This window comes from Athalassotoga sp., from assembly GCF_049965695.1.
GTDB lineage: Bacteria > Thermotogota > Thermotogae > Mesoaciditogales > Mesoaciditogaceae > Athalassotoga.
This window is the reverse complement of sequence record NZ_JBMFWB010000005.1, coordinates 44441-58747: the sequence shown is the minus strand read 5'-3', so window position 1 is coordinate 58747 and position 14307 is coordinate 44441. Positions and strand designations below refer to the sequence as shown.

The 14307-nt window shown below is 40.4% G+C and carries 13 protein-coding genes; all 13 read right to left on the bottom strand.

Going from position 1 to position 14307, the window contains the following annotated elements; all coding sequences use genetic code 11:
• Positions 1 to 31: 31 nt before the first annotated feature.
• Complete coding sequence (locus ACP5NR_RS02600) at positions 32 to 1057, bottom strand: hypothetical protein (protein ID WP_428004560.1); 1026 nt, start codon at positions 1055 to 1057, stop codon at positions 32 to 34.
• Positions 1058 to 1121: 64 nt separating this feature from the next.
• Positions 1122 to 2294 carry an iron-containing alcohol dehydrogenase gene (locus ACP5NR_RS02595; RefSeq protein ID WP_428004561.1) on the bottom strand — a complete coding sequence of 391 codons (1173 nt, stop codon included), beginning with the start codon at positions 2292 to 2294 and terminating at the stop codon, positions 1122 to 1124.
• 14 nt (positions 2295 to 2308) lie between these two features.
• A complete protein-coding gene (locus tag ACP5NR_RS02590; RefSeq protein WP_428004562.1) occupies positions 2309 to 3403 on the bottom strand; it encodes an HD-GYP domain-containing protein in 1095 nt (364 codons plus the stop codon).
• Positions 3393 to 4703 carry a M16 family metallopeptidase gene (locus ACP5NR_RS02585; protein WP_428004563.1) on the bottom strand — a complete coding sequence of 437 codons (1311 nt, stop codon included), beginning with the start codon at positions 4701 to 4703 and terminating at the stop codon, positions 3393 to 3395. Before ACP5NR_RS02585 ends, ACP5NR_RS02590 begins: the two co-directional genes overlap by 11 nt.
• Positions 4645 to 6837, bottom strand: a complete 2193-nt coding sequence (locus ACP5NR_RS02580; RefSeq protein WP_428004564.1) for a polyribonucleotide nucleotidyltransferase — start codon at positions 6835 to 6837, stop codon at positions 4645 to 4647. Before ACP5NR_RS02580 ends, ACP5NR_RS02585 begins: the two co-directional genes overlap by 59 nt.
• A 68-nt stretch (positions 6838 to 6905) precedes the next feature.
• Positions 6906 to 7169, bottom strand: coding sequence for a 30S ribosomal protein S15 (rpsO, locus tag ACP5NR_RS02575; RefSeq protein WP_428004565.1), 264 nt, complete (start codon positions 7167 to 7169; stop codon positions 6906 to 6908).
• Between the two features lie 82 nt (positions 7170 to 7251).
• The gene (locus tag ACP5NR_RS02570; protein ID WP_428004566.1) at positions 7252 to 8589 is read right to left on the bottom strand and encodes an MATE family efflux transporter; all 1338 of its coding nucleotides are present in this window, start codon (positions 8587 to 8589) and stop codon (positions 7252 to 7254) included.
• Positions 8582 to 9478 (bottom strand): riboflavin biosynthesis protein RibF, encoded by an 897-nt coding sequence (gene ribF, locus ACP5NR_RS02565; RefSeq protein WP_428004567.1) that lies wholly within the window; start codon positions 9476 to 9478, stop codon positions 8582 to 8584. Before ribF ends, ACP5NR_RS02570 begins: the two co-directional genes overlap by 8 nt.
• Positions 9475 to 10398 (bottom strand): tRNA pseudouridine(55) synthase TruB, encoded by a 924-nt coding sequence (gene truB, locus ACP5NR_RS02560; protein ID WP_428004568.1) that lies wholly within the window; start codon positions 10396 to 10398, stop codon positions 9475 to 9477. The genes ribF and truB overlap by 4 nt, the downstream gene beginning before the upstream one ends.
• The gene (gene rbfA / locus ACP5NR_RS02555) at positions 10376 to 10735 is read right to left on the bottom strand and encodes a 30S ribosome-binding factor RbfA (RefSeq protein WP_428004569.1); all 360 of its coding nucleotides are present in this window, start codon (positions 10733 to 10735) and stop codon (positions 10376 to 10378) included. Before rbfA ends, truB begins: the two co-directional genes overlap by 23 nt.
• A gap of 66 nt (positions 10736 to 10801) precedes the next feature.
• On the bottom strand, positions 10802 to 11734 hold the full coding sequence (locus tag ACP5NR_RS02550) for an ABC transporter permease (RefSeq protein ID WP_428004570.1): 933 nt from the start codon (positions 11732 to 11734) through the stop codon (positions 10802 to 10804).
• Positions 11731 to 12798: an ABC transporter permease gene (locus ACP5NR_RS02545; RefSeq protein ID WP_428004571.1), complete on the bottom strand. Its 1068-nt coding sequence runs from the start codon at positions 12796 to 12798 to the stop codon at positions 11731 to 11733. Before ACP5NR_RS02545 ends, ACP5NR_RS02550 begins: the two co-directional genes overlap by 4 nt.
• On the bottom strand, positions 12795 to 14306 hold the full coding sequence (locus tag ACP5NR_RS02540; protein WP_428004572.1) for an ABC transporter ATP-binding protein: 1512 nt from the start codon (positions 14304 to 14306) through the stop codon (positions 12795 to 12797). The genes ACP5NR_RS02545 and ACP5NR_RS02540 overlap by 4 nt, the downstream gene beginning before the upstream one ends.
• Between the last annotated feature and the right edge of the window lies 1 nt (position 14307).

Genomic DNA, 14307 nt, shown 5'->3' with positions numbered 1-14307 from the left:
CACTTTCGTGGGCAATGAATTGGGTTACTCTTTAGAACAAGGGCCCTGAAGTCAAAGGCAGAGAAACATAAGTTGAATAATTAAGTACTATGTAATTGCTTCCCGGGATGGATCCGGTCATGTTGCCGGTACCAACCGTTATGCTGAAATATCCGTGCTGATAGAACAATCCGAAGGACGGCGAAGAAAGTTTTGAATTCCAGTCGACAAGACCGCCTATTGCGTTGGACTTATCAAGATTGTAAGTCAAAATAGCATTTGCAACCTGTAACGGGTATCCGTATCTGTCAGGATCCGTTGTATCGTAATGGATATAGGCTGAACTGCTCGTCGGTTGACTTGCATAAAGTCCCTGGAATGAAAATTGGTTGTAATTCGCATTTAACTCACCTTCAAACGTTGGCATTCCAAAAGTCGGATTAGTTGTGTTAAGATCGTATGCTGCCGCTCCTATGGCTGACATCGAGACATCTCCGAGGTTGAAATTCAACTGACCATTTGCCGAAAGATGAAGTTTGTTGGTATACTTAAAATCCTGGGCGGCATACGCGTAAAGACTCGCATTTTTAGCGGCGTATCCAACGTATCCTCCGAAAGTCGAACTTGGCTCATCATATCTCACGCCCATTGCAAAATTCCCGGGGTTATAGTTGATCTCGCCACCGGTGACGTAATCGTAAAATCCACCTACCCATGGCATTATCCATAAGTAATTTGATTCTCTTGTCAAAACATGGTTAGATCTGAATTTACCGACATAGATGTTCCAGTCTCCAGAGTAATAATTGGCATACCAAAATGTCGGCTGAATTAGAGTTACACCGAAGGCTGAGAAGGTCGCTAAACTCGTTGAAAGGTAGTCTTGAATGCTTATGTTTAGCCCTTTCATGACTGGAATATTAAGGTAGGCTATAGGAAAGATGTTTGCAGGTTGCGACGATGTTTGATTTTGCAAATTCATCGTGTAGTAGGTCAGAATGTTGAACTGAATGCCCGCAGCCAAAGCCGAAAAAGCAAGTATCAAAACCAACGCCACCAAAACAATGTACTTCCGCATTTCTCATTACCCCCTTATATTGAAATTTGGAAAGGATAAAATTATATCACATTAATTTTAAATTTCAAAATGATTTTTCATATATCTTTTCAAGGTCTTCAACTTTAAGATTCCCCGGTGTTACCTCAACAAGTCCGCCCATCGTTCTCATCGCATCGGCGGCAAGAGATTTTATCTTCGATCTTTCAACACCTATCTTTGAAAGCGATACATCAAGATCGACAGATTTTTGGAGTCTTCTTAAAAGTTCTATCGACATTTTTGCGAGTGCTTCTGTGTCTGTTATGTCCTGTGGAGCACCCATCGTCAGAGCAACTTTTGCAAGTCTTTCTTTGACGTGCGGCAAAATGTACTCAAAAAGCGTAGGACCGGTCGCACAAAGTCCCACACCATGCGTTATGTTGTAATAACCGCTTATTGGGTGTTCGAGAGAGTGATTTGCTATGCATCCGGAAAGCGTTTCGCATATGCCAGCGGCAGTGCTTGCCCATGCAAGTGCCGTACGTGCTTCTATGTTTTTGCCATCTTTGTATGCCACTGGAAGGTACTGATTTATCAAAGATATAGCCTCAAGTGCCAAAAGATCCGATGCTGGTTGGTGATTAAGGTTTAAATATGATTCTATCGCATGATAGAAAGCATCCATTCCCGTTGATGCGGTTTGATTCGAAGGCAAAGAGACCATCAATTCCGGATCCACTATTGATAAGGTTGGAAAGGTTGCATCGAATCCAACACCGATTTTTTCTTTCGTTTTTGGGTTTGTCACGACTGCAAATGGATCTGCTTCTGTACCGGTTCCGTGCGTCGTTGGTATTGCAACTATGGGTAGGGCTGCTTTTGGAACTTTTCCGCCGCCAACATTTGTGTAGTCCCAGCAATTTCCGCCTGATCTTGCCACAACGGCGATCATCTTCGCAGAGTCTATTGGACTTCCTCCTCCAATGCCCATGACAAAGTTGCAATTTTCATCTTTGGCTATTTTGGCACCTTCATCAACAGTTGTGGCAAGTGGATTGGGGACTATTTTGTCAAAGTGGACATGTTCGATTCCCGCTTTGTCAAGTTGCTTTATCACTCTGTCGATCAAACCTGTTGACTTGGCGCTTTTTCCTCCCGTGACGATCAAAACTTTTTTCCCCATTCCTTTCACGAGATCACCCAGATCGTTTATTTTCCCCGATCCGAATACGATCTTGGTGGGAAGAAAATAGGTGAATTTTTCAACATCTTTCATAAAAATTCCTCCTTTCAATAAATGACAGTTTCTATCCAGATGCTTTTATCTTTTGAAAGATCGATCAAATTATCGTCAACCACGACAACGGGAATAAGTAATCCACTTTTACTTGATCTTAGCACCGTTCCTGATTTTCCGTTACTGAGTTTTACACGGGTGCCGGTTGGATACATACCGGTTACCTTTAAGAAAACATTCATGATCTGAGGATCGTAATCCTGACCTGCCCTTGCCAGTATCCATTTCATTGCCTGATAAGGGTTCATTTTCAACGCCTCAGGCGTCGTAGATACAAGAGAATCGTAAGCGTCGGAAATTTGAATTATCCTGGCGTACAAACTTATTTCATCTTTGGCTTTGCCAAGAGGCACACCGCTCCCGTCATATTTTTCGTGATGATCTAAAATTGCGTTTGTTACTTCTGAATTATCTATAAAATTCCATGAGTAAAGTATTTCACGTTCTACCTTTATATGTTGAATCACTTTTTCCCTTTCGGGTAATTTACCTATGTCAACGTAATTCGGATCATCCATGAATATGTAACCTATATCGTGCAGAATGGCACTTTTTGCAAGCAGAACGAGATTTTGCCTCTGCATCGAAAACGTTACACCTGTCATCAAAGAAAGAATAGCGGTATTTATTCCATGCTTGTAAGCATAACCGCTATGATATTTTCTAAACAAATTTATCACAAATGTTTTCTGATTTGAAATTTCATCAACAAGTATGTTTACGATTCGATCAAAAAGGGCAACCTTTGTCTTTCCAGCAAATCTTAAATTCTTCAGGATGTCTTCAAAAGTATCTATGAAATCGCGATAAATTTCTTCCTGAATCGCAAAATCAAACCAGCCTACCATCGGTTCTTCATTTTCGATCGATTCTTGATCTTTCACGAAATTTCTTCTCAATCTAAATTCATCAAACTTACCAACTTCCATGGGCAACCAGAAAACTGCTTTATCTTTGAGAAAAAGTATCTTCTCTTTAGTCATTACAGTGCCCTTTGAAAACAAAACATTCGAATTTTCATCAACCAGATCTTCGGCCAAAACTTCTCCGTCTTTTAATTTCTCTAATCGTTTCCACTCAACTGCCACCGTGATCCACCAGGAATTCGCAATCCTTAAGAATTTCCTTTAAACCAGATGGTCCAACAAAAGAAAGAATCCATTTTCTTTTCATGTATTTGTCGAAAATTTCGAAAACATCTGACTCTTTAACTTTTTCTATTTCATCGGTTATCTCATCTATTCCCCTTATCTTGCCTATCGTGAAGTAATCGTCTACCATCATGTACATCGTGGCAAGCGTTGATTCGGTGGACATCAAAAGTCTGCCTTGAACTTTCTTTTTACCGTATTCAAGTTGTTTTTCTATTTCTTCCGGCAGTTCATTTAAAACATTTTTCACTTCTTTTATGGCTTTCAACAAATTTTTCACAGATGTCGAAAAATTGATGGTAAATTCTCCACAAAAAGTATGAGACTGATTGGAAGATGAAATAGAATAGACAAGTCCTAATTTTTCTCTTAGACGATCAAATAAAATTGAACTCATGCCACTTCCGAGAATAGTCGATGTTATGCTTAGCGCATAATTAATTTTGTCAGATCTTTTGACCGTCGGAATTCCCATACTGACGTTTATTTGATTCAGATCCTTTTTTTCCACAATGGTTGTAGAGGGGTCAAGAGGTATCGGTTCAAGGTGCAAGGTTTCAACTCTTCCATCTTTTATTTCATTCATCTTTTTTGTGATGTAGTTCAAATCGACCGATGCAAGATTTCCTATGATGACGATCACGATGTTTCTCGCCAAATAATGCTTTTCAAAAAAATCCTTTATTTGTTCGGCATTTATGGCCATCACCGTTTCCGATTTTCCTGCTATTGGCCTTCCATAAGGAGAATCGCCCCATATCATTTTAAGCAAGTTTTCTTCAGATAAAGCAACAGGATCATCTTCATACATCGCTATTTCTTCCAACACGACTCGCTTTTCCGACTCTATCTCTTTTAACGGAAAAAGCGGTTTGGTCACAAGGTCAAAAAGCACGTTAAAAGCATCTTTGGTGGCAAAATCCGGTACTTTGGTTTCAAACAAGGTATATTCTTCAGATGTGAAAGCATTTATAATGCCACCGTAACGCTCCACAGATCTTTTCAAATCTGAGGCTGTGAAATTAACCGTTCCCTTAAAAACAGAATGTTCTATAAGGTGAGATATTCCAAATTCTCCATTTTTTTCGTTGATTGATCCAACTTTTACTCCCATTCCTATGGTTATGGTCCTTAAAGAGGGTATATCTTTAAAGACCATAAGAACGCCATTTTCAAGTTTATCGATCATGATCCTGTCTTTTGTCTTCTCCACCGTTATTCCATCTTCTCTTGTCATGATCTCTCACTTCATCTCCGCCTTCATTTGTTTGATCTTCTCCATCTTCAATTATTTGCCTTAACTGGAGTTTTCCCGAAGGATCAAAACCGGTTATTTCAACGTTGACTTTATCTCCAATGTGAACAACATCTGCAACGTTTTTGACGCGCCTGCCCATCTTTGATATATGAACAAGTCCGGTTCTGCCGGGAACGATTTCTGCAAAGAATCCATATTTTTCAACTCGACTTACGGTTGCCATGAAACGTTCGCCTTGTTTTATTTCTTTGCTCATATTCGCTATGTATAACATGGCCTTGTTGACATCTTCATCATTGTTTCCGACGATTTTGACGCTGCCATTTTCTTCTATTTGAATTTCAACGTTGTATTCTTCGGACAAAGCCTTGACGTTCTTTCCGCCCGGGCCTATCAATTCACCTATTTTATCAACGGGTACCGATGTGAGTTTTATCACAGGCGCATATTTTGAAAGATGTTCTCTCGGCTGTGGAATTGTATCGTACATTATGTCAAGGATTCTGTACCTCGCTTTTTTTGCCTTATCAAGTGCAACTTTGAGTATATCTGCAGAAACATGTCCAACTTTAACATCCATCTGAAATGCCGTTATGCCATCTCTCGTACCTGCAACTTTGAAATCCATGTCTCCAAGATGATCTTCCATTCCCGTTATGTCTGTTAAAACTAACCATCCATCTGGCTCAAATATCAAACCCATCGCAACGCCCGCCACATGTTTTTTAGCCGGAACTCCGGCATCCATCAAAGAAAGGGAACCAGAACATACCGTTGCCATGGAAGACGAACCATTTGATTCAAGAATTTCAGAAACAACACGGACAGTGTATGGAAATTCGCTTTCAGACGGAATCATACGTTTAAGTGCTCTTTCCGCGAGATGACCGTGTCCTATTTCACGTCTGCCCGGACTCCCGAATCTCCCAGTTTCGCCGACGCTGAAAGGTGGAAAGTTGTAATGAAGCATGAATCTTTTTTCTCCTTCTTCGAGCAAAGTGTCGATTATCTGGACATCCATCGATGCACCGAGAGTAACTATGCCGAGACTTTGCGTTTCTCCTCGTGTAAACAAAGCACTGCCATGTGTTCTCGGAAGCAAACCGAGTTCACATGTTATTGGCCTTATGGTATCGGGATCACGACCATCAACCCTAAGATGTTTTTCGAAGATCATCCTTCTCATGCTTTGCTTGACAAGCCCTTCGAATGTTTCTGAAAGGAGGTATTTGGTTTCATCCAGTACTTCCGGAGAGATTTCCGATTCTTCTAAGAGAGGATCGATAATCTCTTTTTTGTAGTCTTCTATTGCTTTATCTCTTTGATGTTTACCGGAGGTAAGCAACCTTTTTTCAATTTCTTCATTTGAAATGCGATTTAAAAACTTTTCTTTCAAATTCTGATCCAATTGATGCTTTTCATATTGAAATTTATCGAATTTGAACTCTGAAAGTATTTCTTCTTCGAAAGCGATAAGTTCTTTTATACCTTCATGGGCTTCCATCAAAGTTTGAACCATAAGTTCTTCGCTTACTTCATTTGCCTCGCCTTCTACCATCGTTATGGCATCTTTTGTACCGGCAACTATCAAATCTATTTCGGCATCCTTGGCTATTTCTTCAGAAGGAAAGAAAACGTATTTACCATCCACATATGCTATTCTGACACCCGCAACAATTCCGTTGAAAGGTATAACGGAAGCATTCAAAGCAAGAGATGCTCCGAGAATTCCCCAGGTGTTCGGCGGTGTTTGCGGATCAACGGAAAGAATAGTTGCAACGATTTGAACCGGCATTTTGAAATCCTCCGGGAAAAGAGGCCTTATAGGTCTGTCTATATCTCTTGCCGAAAGAATTCCGCTTTCAGATGGTTTCCCTTCGCGTTTTACAAATCCACCCGGTATCTTTCCCGCCGCGTAAAATTTTTCTTGAAATTCAACTGTAAGCGGGAAAAAATCCAATCCTTCTTTGGCATTCTTTTCCATGACGGCCGTAACAAGCACGGTTGATTCTCCGTAATTAACGACAAACGATCCGTCAGCCTGTTTAGCAATCTTCCCATTTTCTATGACAAGTTGTTTCCCTTTGAACTCTTTTTTCCAAACTTTGTACATTTCATCACCTCTTAAAAATTTTCAAAGAAGAAGCGGGTTACCCCCGCTTCCGGCCAAACACAAAAATGTCAGCGCCTCAGGTTCAATTTTGATATGAGTTCTTTGTAAACATCCGGTTTACGATTCATCAAGTATCGAAGCAATCTTCTTCTTTTCCCAACCATCTTAAGTAACCCTCTTCTTGAATGAAAATCTTTTGGATTTGAGTTCAAATGCTGAGTAAGATGGTTTATTCTTGATGTCAGCAAGGCAATCTGAACTTCGACAGAACCATTGTCTCTTTCATTGAGCCTAAAACTCTCAATGATGTTTTGCTTTTCTTCCCTTTCCATATGACACCTCCAAAGATATCGAACTAAGGAATGGAATTTTCCGAATCCTGAGTCCGGGCCTGATTATATTTTATCACAAAGTTTAAACTTTTTGTTCTATCCATTTTCCACGCTTTACCTCTCCCATTGCCAATCCTGACATGACGATGCTCTGGATCACAAAAGAAAGTATCATGAATTCCCATGTAAAATGCAATGAAGAAAAAATTAAAACCATTGGAGCCAGGACAGCCCAATCAGATATGATTCCTATCATCATGGTAGTCCTGGTTAGCCCACCGCCAATCAAGACTCCATAACCTATCATGGCAATTATGAAAAATATTTCGTTGATCGCAAAGAATTTCATCATCAATCCACCCATCGCGGCAACGTTACTATTGGGAGTAAAAAAGTAAGTTATCTGCGATCCAAAAAAGAATAAAGCGAAGACGTAACCGGCTATCAAAAGTTCTCCTATCCATATCGACGTTAAAATTATTTTTTTAAGTCTTTCACGTTTTTTGGCACCTATATTTTGTCCGATCATCGTTGAAGTGGACATATTCATAGAAGATCCAAGTGTAAAAGAGATACTTCTTACGTTGTTGACTATGCCAAGTGCCGCTATAAGATCTGCACCGTAAACGGAAGCGATTCTTAAGACGATGGAATAGACTAAATTGGCCGACAGATTGTCAAAAACACTTGGTATGCCAAGAGAAATCATCTTCTTTATGATGTCCTTTCTTGGTTTCATGTACTTAAAAGGATTCATCTTAACGTAACTGTTTTTTGAATTGAGCAGTATGATACCCATTGCTAACAGATATATTTCCGAAATATCAGAGGCTATTGCCGCACCACCGACGCCCATCTTAAGTGCGTATATGAAAACAGGATCGAGGACGATGTTCATCACGGCAGATACGCCCTGGACCCAAAAAAGTTTATATGTGTCTCCAGTTCCTTGAAATGTTGTCATCATCGTGTAGCCAGAAAAGGAAAGCGGTATGACCCATAACCTCCATTTAAGAAAATCAAGGCCGTAAGAGAGGGTTTTATCATTTGCACCTATCAAAACAAGCAATTGCGACATAAAAAAATACGCGAGGATCATGAAAACAGTTCCGACCAAAATTTTTGCAAGCATTGTCTGACCCACAACCCATCTAACTCCATCATGATCTCCTTCGCCGTACCTTCTTGAAATCAATATGACGGAAGGAGTTCCGAAAAGGTTGTTGAAGATTCCGCCGTAAAAGAAAACCATCATGGCAAGCGTAACACCCGCCACCTGATCTGCTCCAAGATGGCCTATCCAGAAAGTATCGATCAAGTTATAAATGGACGAGAAAAAAGACGCTCCCATCGAGGGTAGCGCAAGTCTCATCAAAGATTTTGGAATTGACGAATTGGTATAATCAAACTTTTCAGCCATAAAAATTTTTTTGATATATCATTTCTTTTGCCCTTTTGACATCTTCCGCTATCGCATCTTTGAGATCTTGGAGATTTGCAAACTTAATTTCAGGTCTCAAAAATTCCAACAATTCGACCCTTAAACGTTTTCCAACAAGTTGATATTCTCCATCAAGAAAGTGAACTTCATAAGTTACTTCTCCATCGCTATCAGTGGTTGGACGCACGCCTATTCCCATAACACCGTAAACGGTTGTGTCATCGATTACCGATCTTACGAGATAAACTCCATATTTGGGGATTACAAGGTTGATTCCTTCTCTTGAAATGTTGGCCGTTGGAAAGCCTATTTTGGATCCTATTCCACGTTCTTTGAAAACAATTCCAGATATTGTAAAAGGTCTTCCGATAAAATGGCGCGCCACATCAGGTCTACCTGCTTTAATTTCATGCCTTATCAAAGAACTGCTTATTCTCATATCTCCATCGAGAATTTTTGGAGTTATGTCAACGGTAAAACCTCTCGTTTTGCCCATTTCTTTCAGCAGTTCCACATCTCCTTGCGCATGTTTGCCAAACTTAAAATCGTAACCTACATAAATGCTTTTCATCTCGTACTCTTTTAAAAGTAGATCGACGTAATCTTTTTCTCTCATGTTCACAATTGATCTAAGGTCTTGAATTATGACATCCCTGACGCCTAAATTTTTAAGTAATTCGGATCTTTCATCGGGTGTTGTAAGCAAACCGTCGAAGTTTTGTGGACTGGTTATAGCCTCGTAAGGCATCTCAAAGACAATTGCCGTTGGAATCTGATCATGATCAATCGCATATTGAATCATTTTTCTTACCATATAAGTATGGCCTAAATGTACCCCGTCAAAAACTCCAATAGTTACAGATCTCAATTTTTGAACACCTTCTTCGGTCTTATAACGATATCTTTTCTTTCGGCTTTGTCGATGGTGGAAAAGAAATTTGATTTTCTCTCTGACAAAGATATAGATATCAGTTTTCCATTTTTATCCAAGATTCTTACCAATTCTCCTTTGTTAAAATCTTCGTAAGACATAACATCGTCTATTTCAATTGGCCTGCCATCTTCAATTTTTTTGGATCCAAGATCATTCACAACGACAGTCTTAAACATAAAACGTGTCACTTCTTCCAAAGAAATGACCTTTGACATATCGAAACTATCTGCACGCTGAATGTCAACACAACCAGAAAGATCGAATCGATCTACTTGAATCCTTCTTAGTTCCTGTGCAATCGCGCCACATCCAAGTTTGATGCCGAAATCTCTGCAAAGAGAACGAATGTAAGTTCCACCTGAAACGACAGTTTTGAATTTCACATAAGGTTTTTTTATGCTTTCGATTTCAATTGAATGTATTTTCACGCGTACGGGTGGCATCGTTATGATTTTACCTGATCTTGCAAGTTTGTAAAGCCGTACACCGGCATATTTTTTGGATGAATAAATCGGAGGAACCTGATCGTAATCACCAACGAAAGAAAGCAGCGCTTCACGTATTTCTTCTTCGCTTCTATCACATGGATTTTCCTCCACAAATTTACCGGTTTTATCGTATGTGTCTGTTGTAAGACCGATTCTTGCGATCACATCGTATGTTTTTTCGGCATGCAAAAAATATTCGAGAATTCTCGTCCCGTTCCCAATACCAACGATCAGAAGTCCGGTTGCAAATGGATCGAGTGTACCTGCATGTCCTACCTGTCTGACGGATGATATCTTTCTGACGATATTAACCACATCATGAGAGGTTATGCCTGATGGTTTATCAATTTTGATTATGCCGTTCATTTTCTATCTTTTTGAAGAGTTTATCAATCTCAAAAGATTTTTCTATACCTCTATCCCTTACAAACGTTAAATCGGGAGCCTTGAAGGTATGCAAACTTTGTGCAATTGCCGTTTTGAAATACCCTTTCGCTTTTTCTATAACTTCAAAAACTTCTTCATTTCGTTTATCGTCATTACCGTAAAGGCTTAAATAAACCTTTGCATATCTTTTATCGTTGGAAAGTTCAACTCTTGTTACCGAGATCATCCCTTCAATCCTCGGATCCTTCATGTTAAAGAAAGCCTGAGAAAGAATCTTCATCATCTCCGATTCCATCATTTCTTTTTTGTATCCCATGAGCATCACCACTTTTTAATTTTGTCAAAAAGATTATACCATAACGTGTCATCGTTCACTGAACGCTTAAGTTTTCTCCTCTCTTGAGTACGGAATTCCAAGAGCCGAAGGTGCACCAAAACGTTTCTTTATTTTGTTGCTTGACGCAAAAAGCATTACGAATATCGTGAAAAGGTATGGAAACATGTTCATTATATTCACGGGAATTGGAACTTGAATTATTTGAAAACTGAATTGTAACACGCTTATTCCTCCAAAAGCGTAAGCGCCTATCAACGCTATGACGGGATCCCATATCGCAAATATGACAAGTGCCACCGCAATCCATCCACGACCGGCCGTCATATCCTGGACCCACATCGGTGTGTACGCAAGGGAAATGTAAGCACCGGCAAGGCCGCTAAAAAAACCTCCAATTATCGTGTAAATGTATCTTGTCAGCACGACGTTTATACCTCTTGCATCTGCGGCATCCGGAGATTCTCCAACCGCTCTTAAATTCATACCGGCAGTTGTTTTGTAAAGAAACCACCAGATAACTGGTACGGCAATGTATCCAATGTAAACGAGAATATCTCTGTCGAAAACGATTGTTCCAACGTAAGGAATATCCCCGAGAAAAGGTATTTTGATGTTGTTAAAACTCTCTGCTTGCATTCCAACGAAACCATGACCCCAGAATCCACTCAATCCCTCTCCAAGAAAAACAAGTGCAAGGCCGCTTACGACCTGATTGACACGTAAAGTTATAGACATGAAAGCATGAAGGGAAGCCATAAGGCCTCCAACTAAAATTGCCGCCAAGACGGCGAGCCAGAGGTTGCCGGTTATGTAAGATATGCTAAAACCCGTAAAGGCACCCATAAGCATCATGCCTTCGAGACCAAGATTCAAAACGCCGGACCTTTCTGCCAAAATTTCGCCAAGCGTTGCAAAGAGCAATGGCGTACCGGCCCTTAACGCACCTGAAAGTGTAGACGTTATTATATCCTGATTCATGATCTCACCAACTTTATCTTGTAATGTAAAAGTATCTCCGAGGCCAGCAAAGAAAACAGCAATATGCCATTAAAAGCGTTAACGAGAGATGATGGTATTTGCATGAAAAGTTGAAGTTGCTGGCTTCCGACGAGCAGAACACCGAAGAAAAATGACACTATTATCGTCGCTATCGGATCAAGCCTGGCAAGCCATGCTATTATGACGGCCGTGTAGCCGTATCCGGGTGAAAAATTAGGTTGAAGTCTAAAAAGTACCCCGCTCATTTCTGCCATTCCGCCCAATCCTGAGATCGCACCTCCTATTACCATCACAAGAATTATCATTCTTTTGACATTTATGCCGGCATATTCTCCGACACGAAGGTTATCACCCGCTATATTCAGATGAAAACCGAATTTTGTATATCGAACAAGATAAAGTACAAAAAATGCCATACCAATGGAAATGAAAATTCCCAAATTCAATCCGCCAACACCATACTGGGGAAAAATGGCAGATTGCGGAAATTGAGCCGTAACAGGGAAATTGTAACTATGCGGTCCTTTCCAGGGGCCATAGGTAAGATAGTTAACCCAGTATATCGCGACGTAATTCAACATCAAAGTGCTTAAAATTTCATTGACGCCCAGATATGCGCGCATTACTCCGGGCAAAAAGCCCCAGAAAGCTCCTGCTGCCATACCAAGTATCATGAGTAACGGAATTAAAAGCCACGGATTGGTGAGATGGGGGAAAAGATAAAGCGCACCCCATGTCGCCGCAAAGGCGCCCATTTGAAATTGCCCTTCCGCGCCTATGTTCCAGAGTTTCATTTTAAATGCGATAAGCACACCTAAGGATGTGAAAAGCAAAGGCATCATTGAAACAAGACTTTGAATCAGTCCTGGAACGGTTCCAAGTCCCCATGAAACGAGTTGCCAGTATGCTGTTAAAGGATTATCGCCAAGAGACAGAATTATAAATCCAAGAAAAATAAGGGCGATCGAGATAGATAAAAGTGACGCCAAAAATATCAAAAGTTTTGAAGGCTTTTTCTCTCTCTTTTCAAAACGTATTTTCATTTTTTTACACCTGCCATCATAAGACCTATCTCTTCAAGGTGAGACTCGTCCGGTTGGCTGTATCCTATTATTTGTCCTTCGTAAAGTACCGCAACGCGATCCGAAAGGTTAAAAATCTCAAAAAGATCCCCGGCTATCAGGAGTATGGCTGCACCTCTTGCCTTTTGATCCATCAAAACATTGTAAACGAATTCCTCTGCTCCGACATCCAATCCTCTTGTCGGATGAACTGCTATTATGAGTTTTGGAGAATTATTTCCTATTTCTCGCGCAAGAACAACTTTTTGCATATTTCCACCCGAAAGAAATTTGACCTCAAGATCAACCGAAGATGCGGAGATCGAATAATCTTTTATGAATCTGAGAGACGGCGATCTCAATCTTTCCGGCACAAAAAAGTATGGATTAAAACTCATCGAAGGAGAAGAAAATGCTTTGATGAATAGATTTTGATAAATTGGAAGTCCCCCGCAGAGTGCATCTGCCTTTCTATCTTGCGGAATGTAAGCCACATGGTGCTTTATTCTATCCAAGACATTTCCCGGCTTCACCCTGATGCCCTCAACTGTCACAGTACCTCTGTAATTTCTCATGCCATACAAAGCCTCTGAAAGTTCTTTCTGCCCATTTCCTTCAACTCCTGCTATGCCGAGCACTTCACCGCTTCTTACATCAAAACTTACACCCTTAACGGCTTCCAGACCTTTATCGTTCATAACATGAAGGTCATCGACTTTCAAAATTTCTCCGGACACTTTTGAAGGCTTTTTTTCTATCTTTATGACGACTTCTCTTCCAACCATCATCTTCGCGAGTTCATTTTCATTGGTCTCATTTGTTTTAACGGATCCTATGACCTTCCCATGTCTCAAAACCGTTATTCTATCAGAGATTTCAAGCACCTCTTTGAGTTTGTGGCTTATGAAGATCACGGATGCTCCATTCTTCGTCATTTCACGAATTGTTTCAAACAGTCCGTTGGCTTCTTGTGGCGTCAATATTGCCGTCGGTTCGTCCAAAATCATTATCTGTGATTTGACGTAAAGCAATTTTATTATTTCGACCCTTTGCTGTTCACCGGCAGAAATTTGCCAGATCTTTGCATCCGGATCAACCGATATCTTGTATCTTTTTGATATTTCCATTATTTGCTTTTTTACTTTTGAAAGATCAGGAATTATACCGAGATCCTTCAAACCAAGAGCAACGTTTTGAGTTACATCGAATGAAGGAACAAGACTGAAATGCTGCTGGATCATGCCTATACCGTATTCTATCGCTTTGCGGGGAGAAGAGATTTCAACTTTTTTCCCGTTAATCTTTACATCTCCTGAATCTGCTTTGTATATTCCGTAAACGATGTTCATAAGTGTGGATTTTCCGGCGCCGTTTTCGCCAAGAAGGGCGTGGACCTCGCCCTTCTTAAGATCGAAGTCCACGTTATCGTTTGCGGTTAAACCGGGAAAGCGCTTGACTATTTTTGTGAGTTCGAGTACTGTCTCGTTCATA

Bases quoted from the DNA above. Each gene is read 5' to 3' on its own strand.
- ACP5NR_RS02595 (WP_428004561.1), bottom strand. From the start codon at position 2,294: ATGAAAGATGTTGAAAAATTCACCTATTTTCTTCCCACCAAGATCGTA.
- ACP5NR_RS02600 (WP_428004560.1), bottom strand. From the start codon at position 1,057: ATGCGGAAGTACATTGTTTTGGTGGCGTTGGTTTTGATACTTGCTTTT.
- rbfA (WP_428004569.1), bottom strand. From the start codon at position 10,735: ATGGGATACAAAAAAGAAATGATGGAATCGGAGATGATGAAGATTCTT.
- ACP5NR_RS02545 (WP_428004571.1), bottom strand. From the start codon at position 12,798: ATGAAAATACGTTTTGAAAAGAGAGAGAAAAAGCCTTCAAAACTTTTG.
- ACP5NR_RS02585 (WP_428004563.1), bottom strand. From the start codon at position 4,703: ATGACAAGAGAAGATGGAATAACGGTGGAGAAGACAAAAGACAGGATC.
- ACP5NR_RS02570 (WP_428004566.1), bottom strand. From the start codon at position 8,589: ATGGCTGAAAAGTTTGATTATACCAATTCGTCAATTCCAAAATCTTTG.
- ACP5NR_RS02550 (WP_428004570.1), bottom strand. From the start codon at position 11,734: ATGAATCAGGATATAATAACGTCTACACTTTCAGGTGCGTTAAGGGCC.
- truB (WP_428004568.1), bottom strand. From the start codon at position 10,398: ATGAACGGCATAATCAAAATTGATAAACCATCAGGCATAACCTCTCAT.
- ACP5NR_RS02540 (WP_428004572.1), bottom strand. From the start codon at position 14,306: ATGAACGAGACAGTACTCGAACTCACAAAAATAGTCAAGCGCTTTCCC.
- rpsO (WP_428004565.1), bottom strand. From the start codon at position 7,169: ATGGAAAGGGAAGAAAAGCAAAACATCATTGAGAGTTTTAGGCTCAAT.
- ACP5NR_RS02580 (WP_428004564.1), bottom strand. From the start codon at position 6,837: ATGTACAAAGTTTGGAAAAAAGAGTTCAAAGGGAAACAACTTGTCATA.